A 23,181-nucleotide genomic window follows, 5' to 3' on the forward strand; every position below is an offset into this window, starting at 1 on the left:
CATGGGCGTTGATATCGGAACGCTTGAACTGGAGTTCGTCGCGCGCGGCGAGAAGCTGGAAGCGCAAATGTCGGCCGTCCGGCGCGATATCGAGATGTCCTTCAAGGAACTGGATAAGCGTGTCCGACAGGCCGGCGGCGGCTTCGATGCCATCCCGGCCGGCGCCAAGAAGGCGGGCGCGGCCGTCAACACCCTGCAAGGCCAGACGGCCAACATGGCGGCGCAGTTCCAGGACATTGCCGTCCAGTTGCAGGGCGGCGGTTCGCCCTTCACCATCGCCCTTCAGCAGGGAACGCAGCTTGGCGCCATCCTCTCGGGGGCTGGCAGCGTGAACGGAGCCGTTCGCGGCCTTGGCGCTGCCTTCATGTCGGTCGTCTCGCCGGTGAACCTCGTCACCATCGGCTTGATCGCCGCTGGAGGCGCGGCGGTTCGGTATTTTGCCTCCGGCGATGAAACCAAGGCGCTGACGGAAGCGCTGAAGGAACAGCCCGACGTCATTCGCGATATTCGCGACGCCTGGGGCGAGGCCGCCCAAGGCGTCAAGGACTACAACACCAGCAGCAAGGCCGTCGCCCTTGCGGGGGCCGCCCGGCAGGCCAAGGCCTTCGCGGACGGCATCGCCGAGGCCGCGAATGAAGCGTCGGCGAAGATTGACGCTGCGTTTGGCCAGAGCGACGCCATTTCGAGTGTCGCGGCAGCATCAAGCTCGCTGACAGGTCCCGCCGCAGGTGGCCCGGCCGGTCTCGATGACCTCAAGCGGGCATCCGATGAGCTACAGGCCAGCATTCAACGTGGCGCACCGGATATGTCGGGCTTCAGGGATACGCTGTCGCGCCTCATCGTGTCGGACACGGCAGCGGAAAGCGTCAAGGCGCTGGCGCGGGATCTGCTCGACACCACCAAGGAAGCCGGCGACGCGGACGCGGCCCTCAAGCGGATGGCGTCGACGGTTCTGCAACTCAACATCAAACAGGCAACGGCCGACCTTCAGAAGTGGGCCGACACGCTGAAGAACGCCCCTTCGGAGGGTGTCATTGGCTATCTCAAGTCCGTCGTCGGCTGGATGGAGCGCGCCGTCGACTCGGCCACTCAGTTTCGCAAGGGCATTGAGGAAAGCATGGGGCGGCAGGGGCCGGCGTATGAAGCGCTCGACAACGCCTATCGCATGCTCGCAGCCGGCGAACAGGGGTTTTCGCCCGCTGGCGGCATCCTCGACCTCATCGCACAGGCAGAGGGCACGGCCAACGGTCGCGGCTATAACGAAACACTCGACTATGGCCGCTGGACCGGCGGCAATCGCAATCTGACGATGATGACACTCGATCAGATCGACTCGCTTCAAACCAACATGCTGGCCGATCCGGCCAACCGGGCAAAATATGGCAATGGGCGCGGTTCCTCGGCCCTCGGTCGCTATCAGTTCACCCGCGAAACCTTGCGCGACCTTAGGGGCAGCCTCGGCATCAAGGGCGAGGAATACTTCACGCCCGACATGCAAGACCGGCTGGCCACGGAGCTTGTGCGGCGATCGGGAGGCGACGTCGGCAAGCTTCGCGGCCGGTGGGAAGGGCTCAACCGTGTCGGCGATCCCGTGATCTCCGCGGCGATGGGGAACTCGGCTCAGACCATGCCGGGGCAGGATCAGGCCGTTGCCCAACGCGCCCGCAGCTATGAGGACATGATCAAGCAGGGCGAGGCCTACATCACTGAACAAAAGTCAGAGGCCTCGACGGTCGGCCTGACGGCGATCGCCGCTGCCAAACTCTCCTATGAACAACGCATGCTCGCCGAGGCGACCCGGCTCGGCATCGAGTTGACGCCCCGGCAGCGTGAGGAGATCGGGACGCTCGCCGACCGGATGGCGGAAGCCGACGTCGAAGTGCAACGGCTTGCGACGTCGCAAAAGCAGCTCGTCGACGCGCAACAGTTCCTTGCCGAGTCTGCCTCGAATGCCTTCATCGACATGATCGTCAACGGCCGGAGCGCCGCCGACGTGATCAGCGGCCTTGCCAAGAGCATCGCGAGTGCGGCTCTGCAGGCGGTGTTTCTGGGACAGGGGCCTCTTGCCGGTCTGTTCGGAGGCGGTTCGTCCGGTGGGACGTCTGGCGCCGGCGGTCTATTCGGCAAGCTGTTCTCCTGGCTGGTCCCCTCAGCCAAGGGGAACGTTTTCCAGTCAGCCGGCCTCAGCGCCTATTCGAACTCTGTGGTTTCCAAACCGACCATGTTCGCCTTCGCGCGCGGCGCCGGGCTGATGGGTGAGGCTGGCCCTGAGGCCATCATGCCCTTGCGTCGTGATGCCAGTGGCCGCCTCGGCGTCATGGCCGCCGGTGGTGGTAGCAGCGGAATGGCGGTCAGCTTCGGCGACATTCACGTCTCGGTACCCGAGGGGACCAGTGCGAAGGAAGCCGCACTGTGGGGCAACGAAATGCGGCGCCAGCTCGGCCTTTTGGTCGACGAACGGCTGAAAGATCAGTCGCGCTCGCGCGGCTTGCTAACGCGGGGGCCGTTCTGATGACGGAGACTTTCACGCCCCCGCGTCGTCCGGCGTCGCCCTCGAGCCTCGCCGTTGAGATCAAGACGGCAGAGTCGGCCTTCGGTGAGGGCTACTCGCAGCGATCGGGCGATGGCCTCAACACCGAAGGGCGAACTTGGACGACTGTCTGGCCGGTGCTCACCTTCGCCGAACTTGAGGCGATCGAGGGCTTCTTTCGGGCGCACAAGGGATATGTCGCCTTCTTCTGGAAGGGGCCGGGCGACAATGAGGTGATGAAGTACCGCTGCAAGACCTGGCAGCGCTCCTTTGCTGGCGGCAAACCGTCGTTGTCGGCGACACTGGAACGGGTGTTCGACCGATGACGCTGCCCGCCGTTCTCGCGACAACAGGTCAACAGGCCGAAGCGGATAGCATTGTTCATCTCTACGAACTCGATACCAGCCTTTATGGCGGGCCGGTCTACCGCTTCACCGCGTCGGCGCTGGAAACGCGCGCCGTGTCCTATGGCGATGAGGTCTACGAGCCGTCACCGGTGGAGGCGACCGGTTTCGAGACGTCGTCTGAGGGCACCTTACCTCGGCCGACGATCAAGGTGGCCAACGTCTCGGGAATCTTCTCGGCGGCGATCGCCGAGTTTGGCGACCTTGCCGGGTGCATCTTCCGCCGCATCCGCACCTATCGCCGCTGCCTCGATGGCGAGGCGGACGCCGACCCCGACGCGCACTATCCGATCGACGTCTACCAGATCGAACAGAAGACCAACCAAAACCGCGTCTATGTGGAATGGACGCTGAAAGCGGCCTTCGACCAGGAGGGGCGGCTATTGCCGGGCCGGCAGGTGTTGCAGGGCGTCTGCACGCAGCATTACCGCCGCTGGACCGGGGCCGGCTTCGATTACTCCTCGGCGACCTGTCCCTATGTCGGCGAGGCCTGTTTCGATGCGACCGGCGCCCCGACAACGCCGGCCAAGGATCGCTGTAGCAAACGCCTGACCAGCGGCTGTCTCAAACGGTTCGGCAGCAATCCCCTGCCGACTTGGGCTTTCCCCGGCGCCGGCCGCTCATCAACCACCTGAGGGGACACCTCAATCATGTTTGGAAACGACGTCTCACGGGCGGCGTGCGAACACGCCTTGTCCGAATGGCCGCGCGAGTCTTGCGGCGTGGTGGCCGGCGGGGCCTATCACCCGGTTCCCAACATCGCGACCGACCCGCTGAACAGCTTCGAGATGGATGCGCGGGTATGGCTCGATCTCGCCCCCGAGGCGGTCATCCATAGTCATGACGCCTCGACGGTGACGGGTAAGAACGGCAGGCCTCGACCGCGCCACCCTCACCACCCGAGCCGGGCCGACATGGCCAGCCAAATCGCCGCCGGAGTGCCCTTTGCCATTGTCTCGACCGATGGCGAGTTTGCCAGTGATCTCCTCTGGTGGGGCGATCACCTGCTCGCCGAGCCGCTGGAAGGGCGGACCTTCGTCCCCGGTGTGCGCGACTGCTACGCCCTCGTGCGCGCTTGGTACTTCCAGGCGCGAGGCGTCACCCTGCCAGACTTCGCCCGTGATGATGGCTGGTGGTCGGCCGGCGAGAACCTTCTGCTCGATGGCTTTGCCGAGGCCGGCTTCGTGCCAGTCACCGGACCACTACAAGCGGGCGACGTGTTCTTCGCCCGCGCTGGCTCGTCGGTGCCTTGTCATTCGGGCGTGCTGCTCGCTGATGGGCTGATCCTTCATCACCTCGACGGTGGTCTGTCAGGTCGGGCGCCGCTCGGCCGCTGGCTTCACCGCATCACCCACTGGGTGCGCCATGCTCCGTAACATCTACCTTCACGGCGCGCTGCGTCGCCAGTTTGGCCCGGTGTTTCGTCTCGATGTCGCGACGGCAGGCGAAGCCGGACGGGCACTCGCCGTTGTGTTGCCAGGCTTTCGTGAGGCGGCGATCGGAAAGTGGTTTCGCGTGGTGCGCGGCGATCGGCGCAAGGGGATGTCGCTCGGCCGCGACGATCTCGACTTCCGCCTCGGCGGTGCGGATCTGCACATCGTACCTGTGCTGGCCGGAGCCGGCGGGCGCGGCGGCATCGGCAAGATCATCGCCGGTGTGTTCCTGATAGGCGCCGCCTTCTTCTTTGCCCCGTCGATCGCCGCCTTTGGCACCTCGACCGGTCTCGGCATCACCGCCGGTCAGGTGGCTGGCCTCGGCGTTGCGCTGGCTCTGACCGGCCTCGGCCAAATGCTGGCGCCCAAACCCAAAGCGACCAAGGATCAATCCTCCTACCTCTTCGAGGGCGGTGCCAACGTGACGGCCGAAGGCGGGCCGGTGCCGCTGGTCTATGGCCGGCGGGCGCGCGTCAAACCCGTCATCGTCGGTATCGGCCTTTCCACTGAGGACGCAGTGCTATGACCTTTCACGATGCGCGCGCGCCTCGCATCGCCGGTGCCGGCGGAGGCAAGTCCGGCGGCGGCGGCTACTCGGAGTCGCCGAACACGCTCCGCGCCAAGCAGACGCTTCGCCTTCTCATGCTCGTCTCGGAAGGCGTGACCGGTGGCCTTGTCGACGGTGCCAAGTCGATCTTCTGCAATGACGTGCCGCTGCAGAATGACGACGGCAGCATGAACTTTGAGGGCGTGAGCTACGAGACGCGGCTCGGCCTGCCTGATCAGGCGCCCATGTCTGGCTTTCCGGCAGTCGAGACGGAAGTCTCTGTCGGCGCCGAGCTGAAGAAGGCCGTGCCGATCGTCCAGGCGATCACCAACCTCGACGCCACGGCTGCCCGAGTATCGATCCGCGTTGCTTCGCTGACCAAGACCGACACCGGCTCGGGCGCCGTGTCGGGCAACTCGGTTGAAGTTGCCATCGACATCAGGACCGAAGGCGGCGCCTGGTCGGAAGTGAAGCGCGACACGATCTCGGGCAAATGCACATCACCCTATGTGCGGGCCTATCGCATCCCGCTCGCCGGAACCGGGCCTTGGTACATCCGCACCCGCCGGCTTTCCGAGGACAGCAACGGCACCACCTCGCTCAACGCGACCTATTGGTCATCCATGACGGTGATCGAGGATTACCGCCTCAGCTATCCCGACAGCGCCATGCTCGGCCTCGTCGTGGATGCCTCGTCCTTCGGCTCTTCATCGATCCCGACCATCACGGTCGATTGGCGGCCGATCGAGGTGCAGGTGCCTGCGAACTACGATCCGGAGACGCGCACCTATGCCGGCATTTGGGATGGAAGCTTCAAGCGGGCGGCGTCCGACAATCCAGCCTGGGTGTTCTTCGACCTGATCGACAACCCCCGCTATGGCCTCAGGAAGTATCTGCCAAGCCTCAGCGCCGCGTTCCCCGAGGTCTACTCGCTGACCAAGTGGGAACTCTATGACATCGCACGCTATTGCGACGAACTGGTTGACGATGGCTATGGCGGCAAGGAGCCGCGCTTTGCCTTCAACGGCGTGATCTCCGATCGCGACGAGGCAATCAACGTTCTCACCGCCATGGCCGGCGTGTTCCGCGGAGTTGTCTATTGGGGCGCTGGCGCCATCATGCCGGTGGCCGACAAGCCAGCCAGCCCCAAGAAGATCATCAGCCGCGCCAATGTGATCGACGGGGCCTTCACCTATCAGGGCTCGTCGCTGACCGCCCGGCATACTCAGGTGCTCGTCCAGTTCCTCGATCCCGAGAACAACTTCAAGCCGGCGATCGAGGTTGTCGAAGACGCCGAGGCCGTCACGCTCTACGGCGCGCGGCCGACGGAGATTCAGGCGATCGGCTGCACCTCGCGCGGCATGGCGCACCGTTATGGCGACTGGCTTCTCCATACCGAACAGAAAGAGACGGAGGTGGTGAGCTACCGCGCGGGGCTCGACCATGCCGACGCGGTGCCCGGCGACGTGGTGCTGATCGCAGACCCATCCTATGCCGGGGTCCGCTTCGGCGGTCGGCTGGCGGGCGTTGCGGTGGACCTTGAGGAAGTCACTCTTGATGCGCCGGTCACTCTCAGCGCCGACGAGACTTATCAGCTCACCGTCGTCATGTCAGATGGCTCACTCGCCGATCGGGCCGTCACCAGCCCGGCCGGTGAGACGGTAACGCTGTCGCTCGCCTCGGCACTGCCGGCGGCGCCGGTGACCGGTGCCATGTGGCTCCTCACCGGGGCCGACGTCGCTCCCCGGCCATTCCGCGTGCTCGGCGTCAAAGAGAGCGAGAAGCATCAGTTTGATGTGTCGGCGCTGTTCTATGACGAGGGCAAATATGCGGCCGTCGAGCAAGGCCTTGTGCTCGATGCGCCGTCCTTCTCGGCTTACCCCAAGGGGCCGCTCGGCAAGCCTAGCGAGATCAGCATCCGCGAATATCTCTATCTGGCCGGCGGAACGACGGTTCGCGGTGCTGTGACTCTTGGGTGGACGCCATCGATCGACGCTCGCACAGAACGCTATGACGTCGAGATCAAGGCGCCCGGTCTCGAATGGGCATCAGCGGGGAACAGTTCAGCGCCGAGCCTCGACATCTTTGACCTGGTGCCGGGCATCTATCGGTTTCGGGTGCGGGCTGTCGGTGCCCTTGGAGGTCTCCGCTCCGGCTGGCTGGAAACCCCGGCACTGTTGATCTCCAGCGTCAACGCGCCGCCTGATGATGTCAACGGCTTCAGCGTTGCGGTGCTCGGAGATCTCTCCACGCTGTCATGGCGGGCGGTCGCCTCGCTCAACCTCTCGCACTACCTGGTGCGCTACACCCCGGCCACGGCCGGTGCGACGTGGGGGAGCGCGGCCGTGCTGTTGCCGCATGTGACCAGCACCAGCGCGCAAGTGCCGACCCGGCCGGGAACCTATCTCGTCAAGGCGGTGAGCACGCAGGGTGTCGAGAGCCTCGCGGCGGCGCTGATCGTCTCGACGGTGGAGGGGGCGACACGCAACGTCGTCGATGTGATCACTGAGGATCCCGCCTGGACGGGCGACCACGACGGCACCTATGCAACAGGCGGCGCCTTGCGGCTAGACAGCGTCGACACGCTGGCCGACTGGCCGACGCTCGGCGCGGTGACACGCATCGCTCTGGGCATCAACGGCATTCGTCCCTCGGGCATCTACACGAGCGAGACCGTCCTGGATCTCGGCGAGGTCTACACCTCGCGCGTCACGCCGGAGATCGTCGCCTCGGGCGACAACCTCGCCAACACGGTCGGATCGTGGGCTCGCCTCGGCGACGTCGAGAGCCTAGCCGGTGCGAGCTCGACCCTTTGGGGCGCGGCGATGGAGATCCGCACCACCAACGACGACCCCGAGGCCGATCCGGTCTGGAGCGGATGGCGGGAGGCGGCGACCGGTGATGTGGCGGCCCGTGCCTACCAGACGCGACTTGTGCTGACGAGTGGCGCCCCGACCGTCACGCCGGTGGTCACACGGGCGCGGTTCCTAGTCGACATGCCCGACCGCATCGTCAGCGGCAACGATCTCGCCGTGCCGATCGAAGGCCTGCGGGTGGCGTTCGTGCCGCCCTACAAGCGCCTGACCGGGTTGTCCGTGTCGGCTCAGGGCATGGCGACGGGCGACTATTACGAACTGACCGACAAGGGCGAAGGCGGCTTCTCGATCGCCTTCCGGGACGCCAGCGGCGCGGCCGTGGCGCGAACCTTCGACTATGTGGCTGCCGGCTACGGGCAGCTCAAAACCTGAGGTGATCAATGACACAATATGGCTATGAGCCGCTGTCGCCCGCCGACAGCGGATCGACCTTGCTTGAGCGCTTGAACGGTGTGGTGCCGGCGTTGGTGACCAACCACAAGGGACCGGCGCGGCCCGGCTACGTTCAGCCGGGCATGATGTGGATCGACGACTCCGGCTCGGAGTGGCTGCTCAACCTCTATGACGGTGCGAGCGACGTGGCGATCGCCGCGATCGACCCGGATACACATACGGTGGTCGCGGCATATGTGCCGCCCTCACGCAAGCTCAAGGTTGGCGCTGGCCTCGTCCTCAACGGCTTCGCCGGCACCGATGCGGAACCGGCAGAGGCGGACCTGACTGCCGATCTGGCCTTCACGATGGCTTTCGCAACCCCTGCCGTAACGATTGCCGGTGAGCGCGACGATCTGCCAGTGCATCCCGCCGGCCTCAAGGCTGCAATTGCAGCACTGGCACCGAGGGGCGGCTACACAGACGTTGTCGCCATCACGACGAGCGGAGACTTTGTGTTCCCCGCCGATCTCGACACGTCGCTTGATCCGCTTGTGTTCGTGGTGGGGGCTGGAGGCGGCTACAACGGAGTCTCCGGCCAATACGGTGGTGTGGCTGTGGGCACCGTGACAGCATCGCCCGGCGAGGTCGCAGCGGCCACGATTGGCGCAAGCGTAATCACCGGCACCGCAGGGGCATCGTCGTTTATGGGCCTGTCGGCTACCGGAGGCGCAGCGGGTGCGGGATCTGCCGGCGTAGGGACAGGCGGAAACCTTATGAACGGCAGGGCCGACGCCCTAAGAACAGCCACCATTGTCCCACTCGGCGCACGACTTCTGGCGTCAGCGCTATTCTCGCTCCCATTAGCCAAGCATTCAGCATTTACCGGGGCCATGCTCTTCCAGGAATACGCCGTGGCGTCGCTGTCCGCCGCTGAGCCGTGGGTATCTACGTCAGGCATGCTGCCGGGCGGTTACGGACTTAACGCTACCGGCCGCTACGGGGCCGGAGGTGCCGTGATCATCTTCTACAGGCGGAAGGGAGTCTGAAGGATGCGCATAGCGCACAAGATTTTGGGTGGCCAAATCGTAGACGTGTTGGCTTTACCTGACGATGCTGACCCGGCGGCGTTTGGCGCCATAATCAACGATGCCATACCGGAGGGTGCCGGCATCGGTTACCGTCTGATCGACGGCGTATGGACCGCTCCGGACCTACCCCCGACCGAACCGGCTCCGTTCATTCCACTCTCAGCCCGACAGCTCCGGCTAGGCCTCCTCAAGATTGGCATCAAGCCGGCCGACGTTGCGGCGGCGATCGCCGCCTTGCCGGACGATCAACGAGACCAAGCCGAAATCGAATGGGACTATGCCAGTGAGTACCGAAGAGACCACTCGTTGATCGCCTCGTTCGGGCAGACCTTCGGCCTCTCCGCCGATCAGATTGACGCGGCTTGGCGCGATGCCATGGCGCTCTGACGCCCCTCCTGAAGCCTCACGGACAGGAATGCCCATGCCCGCCTCTGGCGGTTTTTTGTTGCCTGAAAGGACGCAACATGACTGCGATCACGACTGAATTCGACCGCGCGCTCGCCAAGGAACTCATCCTTGAGGGCGGCTTCGTGAACCATCCCAAGGACCCCGGCCGCGCCACCATGAAGGGCATCACGCAGGCCGTCTATGACACCTATCGGAAATCGGTCGGCGCCGGCCGGCAAAGTGTCCGTTGCATCTCCGATGACGAAGTGAGGGCCATCTATCGCGGCCGCTATTGGAACCTCATCAAGGGCGACAGCCTGCCGCCTGGCGTCGGCTTCGTCGTCTTCGATGGCGCGGTCAACTCCGGTCCCGCTCAGTCGGTGAAGTGGCTCCAGCGCGCGCTTGGCCTCGATCGTGTTGACGGCCTGGTTGGCCCGCAGACGTTGCAAGCCGTCGCCGCCGTCAATGACCATGACGCGCTGATCGAGCGCGTCCTGAAGCTTCGAGACGCCTTCCTGAAGGCGCTCAAGACATGGTCGACCTTCGGCAAGGGCTGGACCAACCGGCTCCGGCAGGTGCTCGCCGTGGGGCAGTCGTGGGCGCGAGGTTCGGTCGGCCCGGACGTGGTCTATGACGCGGTCGGCGCTGCCAAGGCGCTTTCCTCCGACGCCAAGGCCGCGCCCTCGGCGGCACTCGCCGACGCAGTGACCGGCGGCAGCGCCATTGTCGGCGCGCTCCAGACGGCGCAAACGCAGCTTGCGCCGCTCGCCGCCGGTAGCGCGGCCATCAGCAACATCGTCGCCGGCATCGTCGTGGTCTCGGCCGTGCTGACGATCGGCGGCGCCCTCTACGGCTGGTGGGCGCGCCGGCGCCGGGCCGAACTCGCCGAGGCGCTGGCGTGACCGGCCTCCTCGGCGGCGCCATCGCCTTCGTCAAGGCCGACTGGCGGCTAGTCCTCCTCGTCGCGCTGGCGGCCGGGCTCGGCTTGGCCGCTTGGCGCATCTACGCGGCCGGCGCCGCGTCCGAGGTCGCCCGGCAGAACGCCGGAAGCCTCGAAGCTCTCCAGGAAAGGGTGGTGATTGATGAAAAGCTCGATCGGGAGACGATTGAGGATCTGTGTCGCCGTGCCGGTGGCGGCGCTGGCTGCGGCGGGCTGCGCGAGCACGGCCGGCCGACCCGGTGACGGGCTAAAGCTCGTTACCCCGCTCGCGCCGGCGGCGGCCGTGTGCCTCGCCGAGACCGACCCGGCCGCACTCCGGCGCATCATCGGCAATGACGAGATGATCAAGCGGTCGCGGTGACCGCTCGATCCTGGCGGCGGGGCAGGGCGCTCCGCCGCATATTCAAACAAAGCAGGGGGCTACCGTGGACGATACCCGCGACAAGGTGATCGCGCTGGAAGTGAAGGTCGAACAGATGGGGGAGGATATTCGCCGGCTCGCTGATGCGGTCGAACATCTCAACAGCCTGCTCGATCAGGCTAAGGGCGCCAAGATCCTGCTCGGCCTCATGCTGTTCATTGGCGGAGCGGTTTCGACCTATGCTCCAACGCTGATCAAGTGGGCAATGGCGAGCAAGTGAGGTTCTGTCAGCCGAGAGATACGCTTCGCTCCCTGAGCCAAGCTGCCAAATCGGTCTCGCTGATTTCTCCCTCGGCAAGTTGCAGCCAAGTGCTCAGAAGCTCGGCGTCGCCGGCTTCCAGCTCCATGCCGTTGAGGAGCATGAAGGTTTCGGCGACAACCAACGAGGTTCGCTTGTTGCCATCGGTGAACGGGTGATCTCGTGCGATGCCAAAGGCATAGGAAGCGGCAAGAGCCGGAATGTCGGGCTCGGGTTCCGTGTAGGAAAGGAGGTGCTTCGGGCGCGCCAAGGCGGATTCCAGTAGCCCGTCATCCCTAAGCCCCACGGCGCCGCCATGTTCGGCAAGCTGCTCTTCGTGGGCAGCGAGAACGACGGCCTTGCTCAACCAGATCACCGGCAACTTGGTTTCGTTGGTCACTTCGCCAGCTCGCGGAGTACGTTGCGGCGCTTCTTCATCACTCGCCGGGCCGCCTCCATCTGCTCCTCGAACTCCGGCTCGTAAGGCGTGACCCGAAAGCCTCCAGGCGCTTCGGTCAGGTAGAGGGTATCTCCCTGCTCGACATGAAGCCGCGCCATCACCTCCTTGGGGAAGACGCTGCCGACCGAGTTGCCGATCTTGGTCAGCTTAAGAGCGAGAACCATGGAGTTCGAACCTCGTGTTATAACGACTGTTATTACAAGTAGCGAAACGAACTGCCGCTTGCAAGATCTGACTTACAGCGTGGCAACGTTCTGTTACCCTGCCTCCGGCGCAATCCTTTCCAGCCACTGCCAGTCCGCCCACTTGTCGCCGAGCTGACGCAAGTGCGTGTAGCGCTTGAGCGAGTTCCACGAGCGATGCCCGGACACGGCCGCAACATGCGGCACATTCAGCCCGATCTCGAACAGCCGGGACACGCCTTCGTGGCGAAGGTCATGGAAATGCAGATCCTCGATGCCTAGAAGCGCTACGGCACGTGTGAAGGCTGCACCAATGGCGTAGGTGCTGAAGGGGAAGATGCGGTCTTCGGCCCGCTCCATTGATCGGATGATCTGCAGCGCTGGCGGCGGTAGGTCGCACCACACGTTGTTTCCGATCTTCTCGCCAGGGTTCTTCATGTCGCGAACCAGAACGCGAGAACCTTTCTCGTCCAGGTCGCCCCACTCGATGCGAGTGATCTCTTCGAGGCGCCGCGTCGAGAACATCGCAAAGGCCGTGATCTTCTGCATCGGCGTCGACGTCGGGCGTCTGGCATAGCGTTCGGCGAAATGCCCCATCAGCTTGTCCATCTCCTCGATCGTCGGGCGCCGCTCGCGGCTCTGTGCGCGGCCGGTGAGGCCCAAGGCCTTGCCGACGATGAAGGCATCACGCACCGCCTCGTAGTTCAGTTCGAAGCCCCACGCCGGCCGAGCGATCCGGAACACGGCGGAGAGGTGGGACAGGTAGTTGGAGACGGTCGCGGCCGACCGTGTCTTCCGCAGCTCCGTTGCAAAGGCTGTGATGTGTTGGCTGTTGATATCGGCGCAAGCCATGTCGGCAATGTCAAAGCTCTTGATCGCGTTGAGCACCTGCGTCTTGGTTCGCCCCATGCTCCGGGTGCTTTCCATCACGTATTTGTCGATGGCATTGGCGAGAGTAGCCGTTCGCTTCGCTGCCTTAGCGGCGGCAAGGCCCTCTGGCTTGGCAAGTTCCGCCTCCCGCCTCTTAAGCCAAGCAGAGGCGGCGGGGCGCCGTTCAAACGTTCTGTTCTCGCGGAGCACGATTTTCCGGTCGCGCATAATCATGATTTGCGCCATATAGGCGACCGTTCCGTCTTTTCTCTTCCGCTCGATGATCGAACCCATTTACAACATGGCCTTTGGCTTTACGACATTTGTTGTAAACGGTATCGCAAACGGGCATAGTTCACAACATACGAGACCAAATCGGCATGCTTGGTAGCCCCGGAAATCCGCAGAAGTCCGCGAATTCCCTGTATTCCTCGGGGCCGATTTTTGCGGTGGCACCGATGCTCGATTGGACCGACAGGAACTGTCGCCTGTTCCATCGGCAGCTGAGTGCGCGCGCGCTGCTCTATACGGAGATGGTGACGACGGCGGCGATCCGGTTTGGCGATCGCGAGCGGCTGCTGGGATTCAATCCGGAGGAACATCCGGTTGCCCTTCAACTTGGTGGTTCCGATCCGGCCGAGCTGGCGTTTGCCGCCAAGGTGGGCGAGGACTGGGGGTATGACGAGATCAACCTCAATGTCGGCTGCCCGTCGGATCGTGTGCAGTCGGGCCGCTTCGGTGCCTGCCTGATGTTGGAGCCAGAGTTGGTTGCCGACTGCGTCGCGGCGATGCGCCAGGCCGTCCGTGTACCGGTTACCGTCAAGTGCCGCATCGGCGTCGACGAGCAGGACCCCGAGGAAGCGCTCGACAAACTGGCCGACGCCGTCATTGCAGCTGACGTTTCAGCGCTCTGGGTGCATGCGCGCAAGGCGTGGCTAAAGGGGCTTAGCCCCAAGGAAAACCGCGACATTCCGCCGCTCGACTATGATCGCGTCCGTCGCCTCAAGGCGCGCTATCCCAATGTGTTCATCGGTATCAACGGTGGCATCAATGACCTCGATACAGCGCTCGACCTCCTGAAGACGCTTGATGGAGTCATGCTGGGGCGCGCGGCGTACCAGGAGCCAGCGCTGCTCGGCTCGGTCGATCGGCTCGTCTATGGCGTGTCCACCGATGACGCCGATCCCTTCGCCGTGTTGGAGGGGATGCGCCCCTATATCGCCGCTCATCTGGCTGCCGGTGGTCGCCTCTCCGCCTTCACTCGCCATATGCTCGGCCTCTATCACAAGGTTCCCGGCGCTCGCGCCTGGCGCCGCATCCTGACCGAGGGAGGCGTCAAGGAAGGCGCTGGCCTCGAGGTGATCGATGCGGCCCTCGATGCGCTCGCCCGCCGCAAGGCCGCCTGATAATCGAAAGCTCGTCCGACCGTGGTTCGCCTGCCCAAGCTCGACTATTTCCTCATCGGCCTCGTCCTGATGGTAGCGCTGGCACTCGTCTGGCCGACGCCCGGCATGAGTGGCGGGCCTCTGCATTTCGAGTATGTCACGACCTACGGCGTCTCGGTGGTGTTCTTTCTCTACGGGCTGACGCTGTCGCCTGAGCGGATGAAAGCGGGCGTGCTTCACTGGCGGCTGCACATCTGCGTGCAGTTCGCCACCTTCGTCCTGTTCCCGGTCTTGCTGCTGGCCGCCCGCACGCTGATGCCGGGTATGTTCTCCGACGATCTCTGGCTTGGCTTCTTCTACGTGGCGGCACTGCCGTCCACCGTGTCGTCTTCGGTGGCGATGACCAACATCGCCCGCGGCAACGTACCGGCTGCCGTTTTCAACGCCTCGCTGTCGAGCCTTCTCGGCGTGTTCATTACGCCGCTCCTGATGAGCTGGTACATGAAGAGCAACGGCATCGACATGCCGCTCTTGCCGGTGATCCTCAAGGTGGTGATGCTGGTTCTAGTCCCGATCGTGCTTGGCCAGGTCGCCCGTCGCTGGCTTGGCGGTTGGGCGCATCGCAACGCGTTCTGGGTGAAGCTCGCCGACCGCTCCACCATTCTCGCCATCGTCTACAACTCGTTCTGCGATTCCGTGGCAGCCGGCGTTTGGAGCGCCAACGATCTCGAGGTGGTGCTGGAGATTGCCGTCGCCTCGGTGGCGCTGTTCTTCTTGGTCTACCTCATCATGAACGGCGTCTGCTCCGTGATGGGCTTCAACATCCCTGATCGCATCGCCTGCCAGTTTTGCGGCTCGAAGAAGTCGCTCGCGACCGGGGTACCTCTGGCTCCGGTGATGTTTGGCCAGAATGCGGCCATCGGCCTGATCGTGGCGCCGATCATGGTCTTTCATTTTCTGCAGTTGGTGATTGTCAGCGTGCTGGCGGCGCAATTTGCGAAGAGGACGACCGACTGATCAGATCGCAGTGGAGCGGGTGTTCTCGCTTGGTGCGAAGGCCGCGGGCGGCTGGTTGAACCACCGATAGCCGGCGGCGAGCGCCAGGAAAATGGCGAGCCACACCGCTATGTGCCAGAGCCTTGCATTGATCCTGTGCCGTCCGAGGGCGAGCGAAGCCCCGATCAGCAGGGCAAAAATCGAGAGATAGGCGACGTTGGCGAACTCGGTGGGGGCAAGACCGACGATGTCGCGCGACCCGCCAAAAATCAACAGGACGCCGGTGGCGACGACAAGGATCGCCACGGCAAGGTAGAGCACGGGTTGCCGCATGGGCTCAGGCCTCCGATCAGGATGTGTTATCCTGAATGTCGGCCTGCTTCAGTCGCTCCGCAAGGCCAGCCATGATTGCAAGCCGCTCCTCATGACGCATCGACGTCCAGCGAGCGATCTCGTCGAGGGTGCGGCCACAGCCGAGGCAGAGAGTTTCGCCTTCGAGTATCTGGCAGATCTTGATGCAAGGCGTTTCAACCATCGCCGTCACCTGCCGATCAGGAGGCCGATCAGGAAAGCGGCCTCGGTGAGGACCTGTGTCGCACCGAGGATGTCTCCGGTCTGTCCGCCGATTTTTTTGCGCGCGAGGGCCCCGAAGGCAAGCGCGGCAAGTCCGGCGAAGGCGATGCCGAGGATAACAGCTGGGGCGCCAATGATCACCGGTAGCGGCGAAAGCAGCAGCACCGTCACGCCGGCGCCAATAGCCACCGATCGGCGGTCCGGCTGGCCAAGCCGAGCCGCGAGGCCGTCGGGTCGGGCATTGGGTAGCGCTGCCCAAAGAGCAGTCATGGAGAGGCGGCTCAGGGCGCCTCCACCCAACACGGCCAAAGCACCCGCAGCCGGGTGAAGGAACAGCGCGCCATAGGCGCTGGCGCGAATGAGAGTCGACAGGACGAGCGCAAGCCCGGCAAAGGTGCCGATGCGGCTGTCCTTCATGATCAAAAGCCGTTTCTCCGTCGTTGCGCCGCCAACGAGACCGTCGGCACTGTCGGCAAGGCCGTCCTCGTGAAGCGCACCGGTGGGAGCTACCAGCGCCGTGACGACGAGAAGTCCGACGAGGAGATCAGGCAAGCCCGCCGCGCTGGCTCCAAGGCCGACGAGTGCCGCCGGCAGCGCGATCAGGAAGCCGGCCAGTGGCACCGCCGCCGCTGCCCTTGGCAGGACGGGCAGGGCGCCGGTGTCGTCCCGCCGGCCGAGTTGTGGCACAGGCAGGCGCGAGAAGAAGCGGAGAGAGGCGCCGAGATCGGCAAGGCAGTGGAGGATTTCGTCACGCAGCATTCTTCGTTTGTAGGCCGCCACGCGAGTCATGTATAGCGTGACCCCGCTAAATGTTGTGGCGTTTCGCGGTATTGCGATGATTTTGGCACTAAATCCAGACTTGTTGCTTCCAGTTCAATCAGAAAGACGAAGATATGATCCCCTCGATGTCCGGCCTACCGTTCGACGATTTTCGCGAGTTGATCCGTTCGATGCCAGGGCCGGACGACGCTTCGGTCGACGCCGTTCGGGCCCGCAATGCCCAACTCACCAAGCCGCTTGGTTCCCTGGGCCGGCTTGAGGAACTCGCCGAGTGGCTGGCCGCCTGGCAGCGAGTGGAACGACCGGCGGTGCGCCATCCGATGGTGTCGATCTTCGCCGCGAGCCACGGCGTTGCGGCGAAGGGAGTATCGGCGTTCCCTGTGGAGGTGAACTTCCAGATGGTCGCCAACTTCACGGCTGGCGGCGCCGCCATCAACCAGCTGTGCAAGAGCTATAACTACGGGCTGAAGGTGTTCGAGCTGGCGCTGGAAGTGCCGACCCCCGACATCACCGAGCAGGACGCGTTCGACGAGGCCGGCTGCGCCGCCACCATGGCCTTTGGCATGGAATCGGTGGCTGGTGGCACTGACTTGTTGATGCTCGGAGAGATGGGCATCGGCAACACCACGGTGGCCGCCGCCATCTATCACGCGCTCTACGGTGGCATGGCGTCCGACTGGATCGGTCGCGGCACCGGCGTCGACGACGCGGGACTGACGCGCAAGCGCGATGCTGTCGCCGCCGCCGTCGACCGTCTCGGCAAGGGCGAGCGCGACGGGCTCGAGGTCCTGCGCCGCGTTGGCGGCCGCGAGATCGCCGCGATGGTCGGCGCCATCATTGCGGCCCGTCATCAGAACATCCCGGTGGTCGTTGACGGTTATGTCGTCACCGCGGCGGCAGCCGTGCTGCATGCCGTTGACCCGCACTCGATCGACCATGTGCAGATTGCCCATGCATCGGTGGAAGGCGCCCACCGTGACGTCATTGCCCGGCTCGGCAAGGCGCCGATCGTCGACCTGGGGTTCCGCCTGGGCGAAGGCACTGGCGCGGCCATTGCGGGCTCGATCATTCGTGCGGCCGCCGACGTACACGGGGGCATGGCGACCTTTGCCGAGGCGGGGGTCGCCAATAAAGACTGATTTGATAAAAGAAAGTTCGGACAATATCTTATCCGGACTTTCTAATTTCATATCTCAGGAGTTAGCTGACCCGACTGACGCAGAAATATACGACGTCTTCCAGCGCCGCCCGGTAGGGGCTTTCCTCGAGTACATCGAGCGCGGCAATCGCCTTGTCGCCATAGGCGCGAGCACGTTCGACGGTGGCGGCGATGGCCTGATGCTTTCCCAGCAGCTCGATGGCATGGTCCAGATCGGCGTCCTCGATCTCGCCGCGCTCAATGGTCCGCTGCCAGAAATCGCGGTCAGCATCGCCTCCACGGGCGGCGGCGATCAGGATCGGCAGCGTCACCTTGCCCTCGCGGAAGTCGTCGCCGACCTTCTTGCCGAGCGTCATCGACGAGCCGCCATAGTCGAGCGCGTCGTCGACGAGCTGGAAGGCGAGCCCGAGTTGGGTGCCGTATTCGGCAAGTCCGGCGCGCACTTCGGCGCTGCTGCCGGCGATGATCGGGCCGACCTCGGTCGCTGCCGAGAACAAGGCCGCCGTCTTGGCGTTGATCACCTGGAGATACTGGTCTTCGCTGGTCGACAGATGCTTGGCTGCAACGAGTTGCAGCACCTCGCCCTCGGCAATCACGGCGGCGGCTCGCGACAGCACGGCCAGCGCATCGAGCGAGCCGACCTCGACCATGGTTCGGAAGGCTTGGCCGAGCAGATAGTCGCCGACCAGAACGCTTGCCTGATTGCCCCAGACCATGCGAGCCGAGGGTTTGCCGCGCCGGAGCTCGCTTTCGTCCACCACGTCGTCGTGGAGAAGCGTCGCGGTGTGCATGAACTCGACGGTGGCCGCCAGCTTGACGTGTCCATCACCCCTATAGCCGCAAGCCAGCGCGGCTGCGAGCGTCAGCATCGGCCTTAGCCGTTTGCCGCCGGAATCGATCAGGTGGCGGGCGATTTCCGGGATCATCTCGGCGTTGGCGGCGGCCATGTCGAGAATCATCTGGTTGACCCGCTGCATGTCGGCGTCGACGAGTTGCATCAGGGGCGCGATCGACTTCTCGCGCGGTGCCGCCGGAGCGTTGCTGTGCTGAGATGCCACCGAACTCAAACCTCACTCCCAAAACCGTCCGTCCGGCTTGCCGCCAGTTGTTTCCACAGCGCTTCCCGCCTCGAGTCAGCGCCCGCGCAGGAAAGATTAATTGGGTGACCATTAGGCCGCCAAGCGGATAATGTCCAATCCTGTCGGGGAAGGCCACCGGCATTTCCGGAGGTTTCATGGAAGAATTGATCCGAACCAACGATCTGGTGATCATCTCCTTCGTAGAGGCTTTGCTGAAGGAGGCCGACATCGACTACTTTGTCGCCGATCAGGCGATGAGTTCGCTCGAAGGGATGGTCGGCGCGTTCCCTCGCCGAATCCTGGTCGACACGGACGAGGTGGATCGCGCCAGGCGCCTCGTCGCCGACGCCGGTCTCGGTCACGAGCTGCGCCCGGCGCCGAAGGCGGGGCGGTAGGCATGAACCTTTCCGGCGGGGTCAGTCGCGACGGTTTTCTCGGCAACCAGCTTATGATCGATCAGCCCGTGTCTGGTGCGCATCGGGCCGGTCTCGACGCCGTGCTGCTCGCCGCTGCCCTGCCCGAGAGAACGTCCGGCCATGTCGTGGATTTGGGCGCCGGCGTCGGCGTGGCCGGCTTGGCCGTGGCGCGGAGGTTGCCGGAGACGAGCGTCACCCTGGTAGAAATCGACGAGGAGCTGGCGCGTCTTGCCGAGGGCAATGCAGCGCTGAATGCGGGCATGGCCGATCGTGTCCGAGTCATCGTCGCCGACGTGCTTGCACTTGCCGCCGAGAGGCGCGCGGCTGGGCTTATCGATGACATGGCGGACCATCTCATCATGAACCCGCCATTCCATATCGCCGATCGCGGTCGATCATCCCCCGCACCTTCGCGGGCGCGGGCGCATGTGCTGGAGGCCGAGGCCATCGATGGCTGGATACGGGCCGCCGCGGCGGTCCTGAAACCATCGGGAACGCTGACGGTGATCTTTCGGGCCGACGAACTGCAACGGCTGCTTTCTGCAATCGGCAGCCGCTTCGGCTCCCTCGCACTGCTGCCGATCCACGCGCATGCCGGAGAACCAGCGCATCGGTTGATCCTGCGGGGGCGGCTGCAGGGGCGGGCGCCGCTTCGCATTCTGCCGGGGCTGGTGCTGCACGCGCCGGACGGCGGTTTCCGCCCTGACGTCGAGAGCGTTCTTCGGGGCGCAAGCCTGCCGGTCGTCTGGTGGTAGCTCAGGGCAGTCGCAGATCGGCGAGGACCGGAAAGTGATCGGAGCCGATATCGGGGCCGACCTCGAAGCGCTTCACCTCGATGTCGCGCGATACCAGGATGTGATCGACAGGCGAGCCGAAGTGGACGAGTTTGGCGAACCGTCTTGAAAACCGGGTGGTGGACGGCCAGTTGGTGCCCGACGCGTCCGCAAGGCCCGAAGTCTTCAGGAACGACTGAAAGAACGGCGACCAGGTTGGCGTGTTGAAGTCGCCCATGGCGACGATCGGGGTTCCCGGGGGCTCGGCGGCGATCGCCTTGGCGACGACCTCGAGGTAGGCGTTTCGGTTGACCCATTGATCGTAGCTGCGCGGCGTCGTGGGGTGCAGAACATAGACGACGAGGGCTGGTCGCTTGGTGTCGTGAGCGCCGGGCGGCGTCAGCTCCAACCTGAGCGGGGCGCCCCCCCAGCCGAACACCGGCAGGATGGGAACGTTCTTGACGTGCTCGGCCTTGAGGATGTGCCAGCCGGTCCAGGCCATCACTTCCGGATGACGACCGAGGAGGTCGGCCGGCGGAGTTGAGGGAAAGTGGGCGCGCAGGGCCTCGAAGCGCCGCAGGGCGTAGCCGCTCACCTCCTGCTGGCCGAGAATGTCGATGCCCGAGTTCGTGCTCCAGGCGAGCAGGTCACCATAGTTGCTGCGATTTCCAAGCACGTTGCTCGTGGCGACGCGCAGTTCAGGCCCGTTGGCTGACGTGGCGGCCTTGTCCACCGGGCGGATGAGCGGAAAGCCGTTGAGCAGAACAAGGATGACGGCCACAGCAGCGAGGATTCGGTGACCGGCTATGAACGCGACGAATGCAGTGAATAGGCTGGCCCCGAACAAGGCTGGCAGGAAGAAAGTCAGCAGATCGCCATAGTAGAAGGTTTCGGCATTGAGATGTGCGAGCGTCGCTATCACCAGCGCCATCAACATGACCGATGCGACTGAGCCGGAAAGCTTTCGTCGAGCGGGAGTCGCGCTGAACTCGAATGCCGTCATGCCAACTCCAGAAACCTCGGCGAACCGCCGCCCCGTCGATCGTCGAGGAAGTCTGCGGCATTCTTGTGAACGCCGGTCTAAACCTGTCCATCCCCTACAGGAAAAGCAAGGCGTGGGCCAGGCATCATCCGGCCGCCTAAAAAAGGCTGCCCTGGATCTCTCCTGTGTGGCGACCGGTTTCGTGCGCCAGCAGCCAGCGTTTGGTGTCGATGCCGCCACCGAAGCCGGTAAGGGCGCCCGACGCGCCGATCACCCTGTGACAAGGCACGATGATGGGAATGGGATTTGCGCCATTGGCGGCGCCGACCGCGCGGCTTGCCGAGGGGCGGCCAAGGCGCGAGGCGAGTTCGCCATAGGAGATGGTGACGCCGAAGGGAATGGCCTTGAGCGCCTGCCACACGGCAAGCTGGAAGGGGGTGCCGGACGGCGCTAGGTCGAGTTCGAAGGTGCGCAACTCGCCGCCAAAATAAGCAGTGAGCTGAGCGCGCGCCTCCACGAACTGACTGTCGTCGCGACGCCAGACGTCATCCGTCGTGACGTACCCCTTACCGTTGGGAAAGCCGACCTTTGCCAACCTCACGCCGTCGCCGGCCAGAAGCAAAGGTCCGATGGGGCTCTGCAGGTAGGTGTAGATGACCTCGTTGAGCATGAGCGCCTCACATGGCAGGGGCTCGCCTGAGGATGGCGAAGACTCGGCCGTCAATCGAGAGAAGGCCGAGTGCGATCAGTGCCATGCCCAGGAAATGGTTCGCCGACAATCTCTCGCCGAGTATCAGGCTGCCGAGCAAAATGGCCGAAACGGGGATCAGCAGTGTCACCAGCGACGAGTTGGTGGCGCCGCCGACCGAGAGGAGATGGAAGTAGATGATGTAAGCGAGTGCGGTCGAAATCAGCGCAAGGGCGAGAAGTGCGCCGATGGTGACGGCATGGGGTGCCGCCATGGTCCACGGCGCATCGACGAGGACGACGAGCGGCAGCATCATCACCGTGCTTGCGGTTGTCTGCCCGAAGGCGCCGACGGCGGGCGATATACCCATGCGACGAAAGCGGCGACCGAAGGTTCCGGCGAAGCCATAGGAAAGGGCGGCGCCGAGGCAGGCAAGCAGCGCCCAGAGAGGCGGACCGTCGCCAGAAAAGGCACTGCTGCTCATCAGTACACCGACACCGAGAACCCCGAGCAGAACACCGGCGATCTTCTGCGGCGTCATCTTCTCGTCGGTCGTCAGCAGATGCGCAACGAGGATGGCAAAGATCGGCGTGGTGGCGTTGAGAATGGACGCGAGACCGGAGGCGATCGCCGTTTGCCCCCAGAAGATCAGGCTGAACGGGATGAGGTTGTTGATCAACCCCATGCCGAAGAAGACACGCCACGCTTCGCCGCTTCCGGGGATCGTTCGCCCGGTTGCCCTGAGGTAGACGTAGAGCGCCATCGCGGCGATCGCCACGCGGCCGAGCACGACGGTGAAGGGCGGCAGCTCGGCGAGCGCCACCTTCGAGAAGAAGAACGATCCGCCCCAGAGCAGGGAAAGGACAAGGAGAAGGCCCCACTCGAGGAGGCCCATTTGCGGAGCTTTGGTCAAGGATGCCTCCAGGGTCGCAGAGAAAGAACCATTACCCGATGGGAAATGGTCGGCTCGCCGGAATCGGACTCGGTTCGTTGAACTTGCCGGATTGGGTGTACAATTCTTGTCATGAGCCTCGACATCACCCTCTGCGAAACCGCCTGGGCGGCCCGTGACCCCGCCTATGATGGCGCCTTCTTCGTCTGTGTGCGGACAACCGGTATCTACTGCCGCTGCGTCTGCCCGGTGAAGCCCCCGCTCAGGCACAACGTCGAGTTCCTGCCGAGCGCGACGGCGGCCGAACTCGCGGGCTATCGGCCATGTCTGCGTTGCCGACCGGAGACTGCACCCTTCTGTCCGGCGTGGAAGGGCACGCTGGCGATCGTCGAGAAGGCGGCTCGGCTCATAAAGGACGAAGGCGCTCTCGACGGGAATGATGGCGTCGAGGCGCTGGCGATGCGCGTCGGAATCGGCAGTCGGCATTTGACGCGCCTTTTCCGCCGCCACCTCGGCGCCAGCCCGATCGAAGTGGCGAAGACGGCGCGGATACAGCGCGCCAAGCGACTGATCACCGAGACTGATCTTCCGATGACCGAAGTGGCGCTTCAGGCTGGCTTCGGCAGCTTACGGCGGTTCAACGCGGTGTTCCGGGAGATCTATAGGCGGCCGCCGAACGAGATGCGGCGAGGAAGGAGCTAGATTTG

General features: G+C 64.3%; 27 protein-coding genes. 17 read left to right on the forward strand and 10 right to left on the reverse strand.

Annotated features, from left to right (window positions below; genetic code table 11):
* Position 1 precedes the first annotated feature (1 nt).
* The 11 genes from M4J40_RS21825 (at position 2) to M4J40_RS21875 (ending at position 11,221) form a co-directional block, all read left to right on the forward strand.
* Complete coding sequence (locus M4J40_RS21825) at positions 2 to 2,512, forward strand: phage tail length tape measure family protein (protein WP_251756515.1); 2,511 nt, start codon at positions 2 to 4, stop codon at positions 2,510 to 2,512.
* On the forward strand, positions 2,512 to 2,856 hold the full coding sequence (locus M4J40_RS21830; RefSeq protein ID WP_251756516.1) for a phage tail protein: 345 nt from the start codon (positions 2,512 to 2,514) through the stop codon (positions 2,854 to 2,856). The genes M4J40_RS21825 and M4J40_RS21830 overlap by 1 nt, the downstream gene beginning before the upstream one ends.
* Positions 2,853 to 3,569: a phage minor tail protein L gene (locus tag M4J40_RS21835; RefSeq protein ID WP_251756517.1), complete on the forward strand. Its 717-nt coding sequence runs from the start codon at positions 2,853 to 2,855 to the stop codon at positions 3,567 to 3,569. Before M4J40_RS21830 ends, M4J40_RS21835 begins: the two co-directional genes overlap by 4 nt.
* Before the next feature lie 15 nt (positions 3,570 to 3,584).
* A complete protein-coding gene (locus M4J40_RS21840) occupies positions 3,585 to 4,310 on the forward strand; it encodes an NlpC/P60 family protein (RefSeq protein ID WP_251756518.1) in 726 nt (241 codons plus the stop codon).
* Complete coding sequence (locus tag M4J40_RS21845; protein ID WP_251756519.1) at positions 4,300 to 4,893, forward strand: hypothetical protein; 594 nt, start codon at positions 4,300 to 4,302, stop codon at positions 4,891 to 4,893. Before M4J40_RS21840 ends, M4J40_RS21845 begins: the two co-directional genes overlap by 11 nt.
* Positions 4,890 to 8,162, forward strand: a complete 3,273-nt coding sequence (locus tag M4J40_RS21850) for a host specificity protein J (RefSeq protein WP_251756520.1) — start codon at positions 4,890 to 4,892, stop codon at positions 8,160 to 8,162. Before M4J40_RS21845 ends, M4J40_RS21850 begins: the two co-directional genes overlap by 4 nt.
* An 8-nt stretch (positions 8,163 to 8,170) precedes the next feature.
* Positions 8,171 to 9,211 carry a hypothetical protein gene (locus M4J40_RS21855; protein WP_251756521.1) on the forward strand — a complete coding sequence of 347 codons (1,041 nt, stop codon included), beginning with the start codon at positions 8,171 to 8,173 and terminating at the stop codon, positions 9,209 to 9,211.
* Between the two features lie 45 nt (positions 9,212 to 9,256).
* On the forward strand, positions 9,257 to 9,640 hold the full coding sequence (locus M4J40_RS21860; protein WP_251756522.1) for a hypothetical protein: 384 nt from the start codon (positions 9,257 to 9,259) through the stop codon (positions 9,638 to 9,640).
* A gap of 77 nt (positions 9,641 to 9,717) precedes the next feature.
* A complete protein-coding gene (locus M4J40_RS21865) occupies positions 9,718 to 10,542 on the forward strand; it encodes a glycoside hydrolase family 108 protein (protein WP_251756523.1) in 825 nt (274 codons plus the stop codon).
* Entirely contained in the window at positions 10,539 to 10,823 is a 285-nt protein-coding gene (locus tag M4J40_RS21870) for a hypothetical protein (RefSeq protein ID WP_251756524.1), read from the forward strand. The genes M4J40_RS21865 and M4J40_RS21870 overlap by 4 nt, the downstream gene beginning before the upstream one ends.
* 182 nt (positions 10,824 to 11,005) lie before the next feature.
* The gene (locus M4J40_RS21875) at positions 11,006 to 11,221 is read left to right on the forward strand and encodes a hypothetical protein (protein ID WP_251756525.1); all 216 of its coding nucleotides are present in this window, start codon (positions 11,006 to 11,008) and stop codon (positions 11,219 to 11,221) included.
* 7 nt (positions 11,222 to 11,228) lie between these two features.
* On the opposite strand, the gene M4J40_RS21880 is transcribed toward M4J40_RS21875, so the two are convergent.
* The 3 genes from M4J40_RS21880 to xerC all read right to left on the reverse strand — a co-directional run bounded on the left by M4J40_RS21880 (position 11,229) and on the right by xerC (position 12,790).
* Positions 11,229 to 11,639 carry a type II toxin-antitoxin system death-on-curing family toxin gene (locus M4J40_RS21880; RefSeq protein ID WP_251756526.1) on the reverse strand — a complete coding sequence of 137 codons (411 nt, stop codon included), beginning with the start codon at positions 11,637 to 11,639 and terminating at the stop codon, positions 11,229 to 11,231.
* The gene (locus M4J40_RS21885; RefSeq protein ID WP_251756527.1) at positions 11,636 to 11,863 is read right to left on the reverse strand and encodes an AbrB/MazE/SpoVT family DNA-binding domain-containing protein; all 228 of its coding nucleotides are present in this window, start codon (positions 11,861 to 11,863) and stop codon (positions 11,636 to 11,638) included. Before M4J40_RS21885 ends, M4J40_RS21880 begins: the two co-directional genes overlap by 4 nt.
* A 93-nt stretch (positions 11,864 to 11,956) precedes the next feature.
* Positions 11,957 to 12,790 carry a tyrosine-type recombinase/integrase gene (xerC, locus tag M4J40_RS21890; protein ID WP_311134181.1) on the reverse strand — a complete coding sequence of 278 codons (834 nt, stop codon included), beginning with the start codon at positions 12,788 to 12,790 and terminating at the stop codon, positions 11,957 to 11,959.
* 341 nt (positions 12,791 to 13,131) lie between these two features.
* Between xerC and dusA the strand changes: the two genes are divergently transcribed.
* Positions 13,132 to 14,157, forward strand: a complete 1,026-nt coding sequence (gene dusA / locus M4J40_RS21895) for a tRNA dihydrouridine(20/20a) synthase DusA (RefSeq protein WP_257235326.1) — start codon at positions 13,132 to 13,134, stop codon at positions 14,155 to 14,157.
* 21 nt (positions 14,158 to 14,178) lie between these two features.
* Positions 14,179 to 15,153 (forward strand): bile acid:sodium symporter, encoded by a 975-nt coding sequence (locus M4J40_RS21900; RefSeq protein WP_251756530.1) that lies wholly within the window; start codon positions 14,179 to 14,181, stop codon positions 15,151 to 15,153.
* Here the strand turns inward: M4J40_RS21900 and M4J40_RS21905 are convergent, their stop codons facing one another.
* Genes M4J40_RS21905 through M4J40_RS21915 form a run of 3 tightly spaced genes read right to left on the reverse strand, consistent with a single transcriptional unit; the run spans position 15,154 to position 16,464 of the window.
* Positions 15,154 to 15,465, reverse strand: coding sequence for a hypothetical protein (locus tag M4J40_RS21905; protein WP_251756531.1), 312 nt, complete (start codon positions 15,463 to 15,465; stop codon positions 15,154 to 15,156). It abuts the gene before it with no gap.
* A gap of 16 nt (positions 15,466 to 15,481) precedes the next feature.
* Positions 15,482 to 15,667, reverse strand: a complete 186-nt coding sequence (locus tag M4J40_RS21910; protein WP_251756532.1) for a DUF1289 domain-containing protein — start codon at positions 15,665 to 15,667, stop codon at positions 15,482 to 15,484.
* Positions 15,668 to 15,672: 5 nt separating this feature from the next.
* Positions 15,673 to 16,464 (reverse strand): adenosylcobinamide-GDP ribazoletransferase, encoded by a 792-nt coding sequence (locus M4J40_RS21915; RefSeq protein ID WP_251756533.1) that lies wholly within the window; start codon positions 16,462 to 16,464, stop codon positions 15,673 to 15,675.
* 134 nt (positions 16,465 to 16,598) lie between these two features.
* Between M4J40_RS21915 and cobT the strand changes: the two genes are divergently transcribed.
* Entirely contained in the window at positions 16,599 to 17,624 is a 1,026-nt protein-coding gene (gene cobT / locus M4J40_RS21920) for a nicotinate-nucleotide--dimethylbenzimidazole phosphoribosyltransferase (protein ID WP_251756534.1), read from the forward strand.
* A gap of 61 nt (positions 17,625 to 17,685) precedes the next feature.
* Here the strand turns inward: cobT and M4J40_RS21925 are convergent, their stop codons facing one another.
* Entirely contained in the window at positions 17,686 to 18,642 is a 957-nt protein-coding gene (locus M4J40_RS21925; RefSeq protein WP_251756629.1) for a polyprenyl synthetase family protein, read from the reverse strand.
* Positions 18,643 to 18,878: 236 nt separating this feature from the next.
* Here M4J40_RS21925 and M4J40_RS21930 point away from each other — a divergent pair, with 236 nt between their 5' ends.
* Together M4J40_RS21930 and M4J40_RS21935 are read left to right on the forward strand one after the other, a co-directional pair.
* The gene (locus tag M4J40_RS21930) at positions 18,879 to 19,118 is read left to right on the forward strand and encodes a DUF2007 domain-containing protein (RefSeq protein ID WP_251756535.1); all 240 of its coding nucleotides are present in this window, start codon (positions 18,879 to 18,881) and stop codon (positions 19,116 to 19,118) included.
* A gap of 2 nt (positions 19,119 to 19,120) precedes the next feature.
* Positions 19,121 to 19,894, forward strand: coding sequence for a tRNA1(Val) (adenine(37)-N6)-methyltransferase (locus M4J40_RS21935; RefSeq protein WP_251756536.1), 774 nt, complete (start codon positions 19,121 to 19,123; stop codon positions 19,892 to 19,894).
* 1 nt (position 19,895) lies between these two features.
* Here the strand turns inward: M4J40_RS21935 and M4J40_RS21940 are convergent, their stop codons facing one another.
* From M4J40_RS21940 to M4J40_RS21950, 3 genes are all read right to left on the reverse strand, one after another.
* Entirely contained in the window at positions 19,896 to 20,915 is a 1,020-nt protein-coding gene (locus M4J40_RS21940; protein WP_251756537.1) for an endonuclease/exonuclease/phosphatase family protein, read from the reverse strand.
* A gap of 136 nt (positions 20,916 to 21,051) precedes the next feature.
* A complete protein-coding gene (locus M4J40_RS21945; RefSeq protein ID WP_251756538.1) occupies positions 21,052 to 21,564 on the reverse strand; it encodes a methylated-DNA--[protein]-cysteine S-methyltransferase in 513 nt (170 codons plus the stop codon).
* A gap of 7 nt (positions 21,565 to 21,571) precedes the next feature.
* A complete protein-coding gene (locus tag M4J40_RS21950; RefSeq protein ID WP_251756630.1) occupies positions 21,572 to 22,477 on the reverse strand; it encodes a DMT family transporter in 906 nt (301 codons plus the stop codon).
* 129 nt (positions 22,478 to 22,606) lie between these two features.
* Between M4J40_RS21950 and M4J40_RS21955 the strand changes: the two genes are divergently transcribed.
* On the forward strand, positions 22,607 to 23,176 hold the full coding sequence (locus M4J40_RS21955) for a bifunctional transcriptional activator/DNA repair enzyme AdaA (protein WP_251756539.1): 570 nt from the start codon (positions 22,607 to 22,609) through the stop codon (positions 23,174 to 23,176).
* Positions 23,177 to 23,181: the final 5 nt, after the last annotated feature.

It is taken from the genome of Pleomorphomonas sp. JP5, from assembly GCF_023721815.1.
Lineage (GTDB): Bacteria > Pseudomonadota > Alphaproteobacteria > Rhizobiales > Pleomorphomonadaceae > Pleomorphomonas.

Excerpts from the sequence above, each read along its gene's own strand:
- M4J40_RS21885 (WP_251756527.1), bottom strand. The coding sequence starts at position 11,863 with ATGGTTCTCGCTCTTAAGCTGACCAAGATCGGCAACTCGGTCGGCAGC.
- M4J40_RS21840 (WP_251756518.1), top strand. The coding sequence starts at position 3,585 with ATGTTTGGAAACGACGTCTCACGGGCGGCGTGCGAACACGCCTTGTCC.
- dusA (WP_257235326.1), top strand. The coding sequence starts at position 13,132 with ATGCTTGGTAGCCCCGGAAATCCGCAGAAGTCCGCGAATTCCCTGTAT.
- M4J40_RS21865 (WP_251756523.1), top strand. The coding sequence starts at position 9,718 with ATGACTGCGATCACGACTGAATTCGACCGCGCGCTCGCCAAGGAACTC.
- M4J40_RS21940 (WP_251756537.1), bottom strand. The coding sequence starts at position 20,915 with ATGACGGCATTCGAGTTCAGCGCGACTCCCGCTCGACGAAAGCTTTCC.
- M4J40_RS21825 (WP_251756515.1), top strand. The coding sequence starts at position 2 with ATGGGCGTTGATATCGGAACGCTTGAACTGGAGTTCGTCGCGCGCGGC.
- xerC (WP_311134181.1), bottom strand. The coding sequence starts at position 12,790 with ATGGGGCGAACCAAGACGCAGGTGCTCAACGCGATCAAGAGCTTTGAC.
- M4J40_RS21915 (WP_251756533.1), bottom strand. The coding sequence starts at position 16,464 with ATGCTGCGTGACGAAATCCTCCACTGCCTTGCCGATCTCGGCGCCTCT.
- M4J40_RS21930 (WP_251756535.1), top strand. The coding sequence starts at position 18,879 with ATGGAAGAATTGATCCGAACCAACGATCTGGTGATCATCTCCTTCGTA.
- M4J40_RS21950 (WP_251756630.1), bottom strand. The coding sequence starts at position 22,477 with ATGGGCCTCCTCGAGTGGGGCCTTCTCCTTGTCCTTTCCCTGCTCTGG.
- M4J40_RS21935 (WP_251756536.1), top strand. The coding sequence starts at position 19,121 with ATGAACCTTTCCGGCGGGGTCAGTCGCGACGGTTTTCTCGGCAACCAG.
- cobT (WP_251756534.1), top strand. The coding sequence starts at position 16,599 with ATGATCCCCTCGATGTCCGGCCTACCGTTCGACGATTTTCGCGAGTTG.
- M4J40_RS21835 (WP_251756517.1), top strand. The coding sequence starts at position 2,853 with ATGACGCTGCCCGCCGTTCTCGCGACAACAGGTCAACAGGCCGAAGCG.
- M4J40_RS21855 (WP_251756521.1), top strand. The coding sequence starts at position 8,171 with ATGACACAATATGGCTATGAGCCGCTGTCGCCCGCCGACAGCGGATCG.
- M4J40_RS21850 (WP_251756520.1), top strand. The coding sequence starts at position 4,890 with ATGACCTTTCACGATGCGCGCGCGCCTCGCATCGCCGGTGCCGGCGGA.
- M4J40_RS21955 (WP_251756539.1), top strand. The coding sequence starts at position 22,607 with ATGAGCCTCGACATCACCCTCTGCGAAACCGCCTGGGCGGCCCGTGAC.
- M4J40_RS21945 (WP_251756538.1), bottom strand. The coding sequence starts at position 21,564 with ATGCTCAACGAGGTCATCTACACCTACCTGCAGAGCCCCATCGGACCT.
- M4J40_RS21925 (WP_251756629.1), bottom strand. The coding sequence starts at position 18,642 with ATGCAACTCGTCGACGCCGACATGCAGCGGGTCAACCAGATGATTCTC.
- M4J40_RS21830 (WP_251756516.1), top strand. The coding sequence starts at position 2,512 with ATGACGGAGACTTTCACGCCCCCGCGTCGTCCGGCGTCGCCCTCGAGC.
- M4J40_RS21910 (WP_251756532.1), bottom strand. The coding sequence starts at position 15,667 with ATGGTTGAAACGCCTTGCATCAAGATCTGCCAGATACTCGAAGGCGAA.
- M4J40_RS21845 (WP_251756519.1), top strand. The coding sequence starts at position 4,300 with ATGCTCCGTAACATCTACCTTCACGGCGCGCTGCGTCGCCAGTTTGGC.
- M4J40_RS21905 (WP_251756531.1), bottom strand. The coding sequence starts at position 15,465 with ATGCGGCAACCCGTGCTCTACCTTGCCGTGGCGATCCTTGTCGTCGCC.